The sequence below is a fragment of the Apilactobacillus timberlakei genome (genome assembly GCF_002993965.1).
Lineage (GTDB): Bacteria > Bacillota > Bacilli > Lactobacillales > Lactobacillaceae > Apilactobacillus > Apilactobacillus timberlakei.
The window spans coordinates 1-3,317 of the sequence record NZ_POST01000013.1 but is presented as its reverse complement, the minus strand read 5'-3'; the positions used below and the strand labels follow the sequence as shown (position 1 = coordinate 3,317).

At 39.3% G+C, this 3,317-nt stretch carries 1 protein-coding gene; it reads right to left on the bottom strand.

Annotated elements, in window-relative coordinates:
* Nucleotides 1–3,317 (bottom strand): hypothetical protein (locus C7N71_RS07925; protein ID WP_157944399.1); only part of this gene is annotated, 3,317 nt, incomplete at both ends.

Sequence of the window (3,317 nt, the reverse complement as noted above, 5' to 3'; positions counted from 1 at the left end):
GCCTGTGTTGTTACTGCTTGACCAGTTAGTCCAGCCGTATATGCTGTTTGTGCATTAGCATAGGCAACCTGCTTATCACCAATATACTTATTATTATCATTACCTGCTAACGCATCTGCAGCTCCATTATAGGCAGCTTGACCCACTTCATTAGCTGTACTATTCAATCGTGCATCCGCATTGGTTTGGTTATTGCTTAGGCCTGCGGCATAAGCTTTTTGTGCATTGATATATGCCTGCTGTTGACTAGTATTCCAATCATTGTATGGAGTTAAGTGGGCAAAATCTTCATGAATGCCTACATTGTAGTCAGTAATGCCTCGTTTAGCTGCCAATCCTACATTATAAGCAATTAGATTCTTTGCAGCATTCACATCAGTCTCTGAACTACCTGCTAAACCTGCTGAATATGCTGCTTGGGCATCATTATAAATAATCTGATCATTGCCCTTGTAGTTAATATAATTATTATTACCGGCTAGTGCATCTGTCATTCCTTTATATCCAGCTGAACCTAGTAAGTTAGCTGGAATATTCAAATTTGCATTAATTTTATCTTGCTCAGTTTGATCGCCATCCATTCCTGCTTGGAAGGACTTTTGGGCATTTTGATATGCCACCTGCTGTTGTGTTGTCCAAGTCTTATGGTAATCACTATTAGGATCATTTACTGCGTTTACATTATTGATTGAATCGGTAATTTCTTGCCTTGCGGCCACTCCGACATTGTAAGCAGTAGGATTTAACTGCGCATCAGCTGTATCCGGCTGAACATATAAACCAGCGATATATGCTTTCTGGGCGTTGGTATAAGCTGCGCTATTTATACTGTCACTAGCATACTTAGTCTGATTATCTGTATTGCCAGCCGCCGCATCTGTTGCTCCTTGATATGCTGCTAAACCGGCGGTATTAGCCATTTGATTTAACTGTGCATCCGCACTGCTTGTATCATTCTTCAATCCTGCTTGATATGCTGTTTGCGCGTTGGCATAGGCAACCTGTTTGATTGTATGCCAGTCTTTATAACCACTATTAGGTTCATTGGCCGCATCCTTATTGGCGTTGGAATCTTCGATTCCTTGTCTTGCTGCTTGACCTACATCATAACCAGTCGTTGAACTATTTTGGCCATTATTTTGTAAACCATTAAAGAAATCACTTTGAGCACTTTTATAAACTTTTAGTTCATGATTATTATTAGCGTAGTAATTTTGATTATTGTGATTCCCGTATGATGCATCAACAATTCCTGCAAATTCAGCATAACCAGCTTTATTAGCAACTGCATTTAATTTAGCAGCTTTTTGATCTTGTTCAGTATAGTTATCATCACTACCTGCTTGATATGCTTTTACCGCATTATCATAGGCAGCCTGTTGTTGCTGACTATAACTCTTATGATATGCAGAATCTGTAACCTTTGCTTCATTAATACTGCTATCTGAATCTGTTATTGCTTGTTGCGCTGCTAACCCAATCTTATAAGCTACTGGATTATTTATTGCTGCCTGTGTTGTTACTGCTTGACCAGTTAGTCCAGCCGTATATGCTGTTTGTGCATTAGCATAGGCAACCTGCTTATCACCAATATACTTATTATTATCATTACCTGYTAACGCATCTGCAGCTCCATTATAGGCAGCTTGACCCACTTCATTAGCTGTACTATTCAATCGTGCATCCGCATTGGTTTGGTTATTGCTTAGGCCTGCGGCATAAGCTTTTTGTGCATTCAAATATGCCTGCTGTTGACTAGTACTCCAATCATTATATGGCGTTAAGTGGGCAACATCTTCATGAATGCCTACATTGTAGTCAGTAATTCCTCGTTTAGCTGCTAATCCCACATTATAAGCAATTATATTCTTTGCCGCATCAAAATTAGTATCTGAGTTACCTGCTAAACCTGCAGCATATGCCATTTGTGCATTAACATAAGCCACCTTGTTTAATCCGTCATATGAAGTTGAATGGTCTTGTTGTTCAGCTGCATCATTCATTCCTTTATATGCAGCTGAACCTAGTAAGTTAGCTGGAATATTCAAATTTGCATTAATTTTATCTTGCTCAGTTTGATCGCCATCCATTCCTGCTTGGAAGGACTTTTGGGCATTTTGATATGCCACCTGCTGTTGTGTTGTCCAAGTCTTATGGTAATCACTATTAGGATCATTTACTGCGTTTACATTATTGATTGAATCGGTAATTTCTTGCCTTGCGGCCACTCCGACATTGTAAGCAGTAGGATTTAACTGCGCATCAGCTGTATCCGGCTGAACATATAAACCAGCGGTATATGCTTTCTGGGCGTTGGTATAAGCTGCGCTATTTATACTGTCCTTAGCATAATTAGCTTGATTAGCTGTATTGCCAGCCGCCGCATCTGTTGCTCCTTGATATGCTGCTAAACCGGCGATATTAGCCATTTGATTTAACTGTGCATCCGCACTAATTGCATCATTCTTCAATCCTGCTTGATATGCTGTTTGCGCGTTGGCATAGGCAACCTGTTTGATTGGATGCCAGTCTTTATAACCACTATTAGGTTCATTTGCTGCATTCGTATTGATGTTGGAATCTTCGATTCCCTTTCTTGCGGCTTGACCAACTTCATAACCAGTTGTTGAACTATTTTGGCCATCATTTTGCAATCCATTAAAGAAATCACTTTGGGCATTGTTATAAACTTTTAGTTCATGACTATTATTAGCATAGTAATTTTGATTATTGTGATTTCCATATGATGCATCAACAATTCCTGCAAATTCAGCATAACCAGCTTTATTAGCAACTGCATTTAATTTAGCAGCTTTTTGATCTTGTTCAGTATAGTTATCATCACTACCTGCTTGATATGCTTTTAMCGCATTATCATAGGCAGCCTGTTGTTGCTGACTATAACTCTTATGATATGCAGAATCTGTAACCTTTGCTTCATTAATAYTGCTATCTGAATCTGTTATTGCTTGTTGCGCTGCTAACCCAATCTTATAAGCTACTGGATTATTTATTGCTGCCTGTGTTGTTACTGCTTGACCAGTTAGTCCAGCCGTATATGCTGTTTGTGCATTAGCATAGGCAACCTGCTTATCACCAATATACTTATTATTATCATTACCTGCTAACGCATCTGCAGCTCCATTATAGGCAGCTTGACCCACTTCATTAGCTGTACTATTCAATCGTGCATCCGCATTGGTTTGGTTATTGCTTAGGCCTGCGGCATAAGCTTTTTGTGCATTGATATATGCCTGCTGTTGACTAGTATTCCAATCATTGTATGGAGTTAAGTGGGCAAAATCTTCATGAATGCC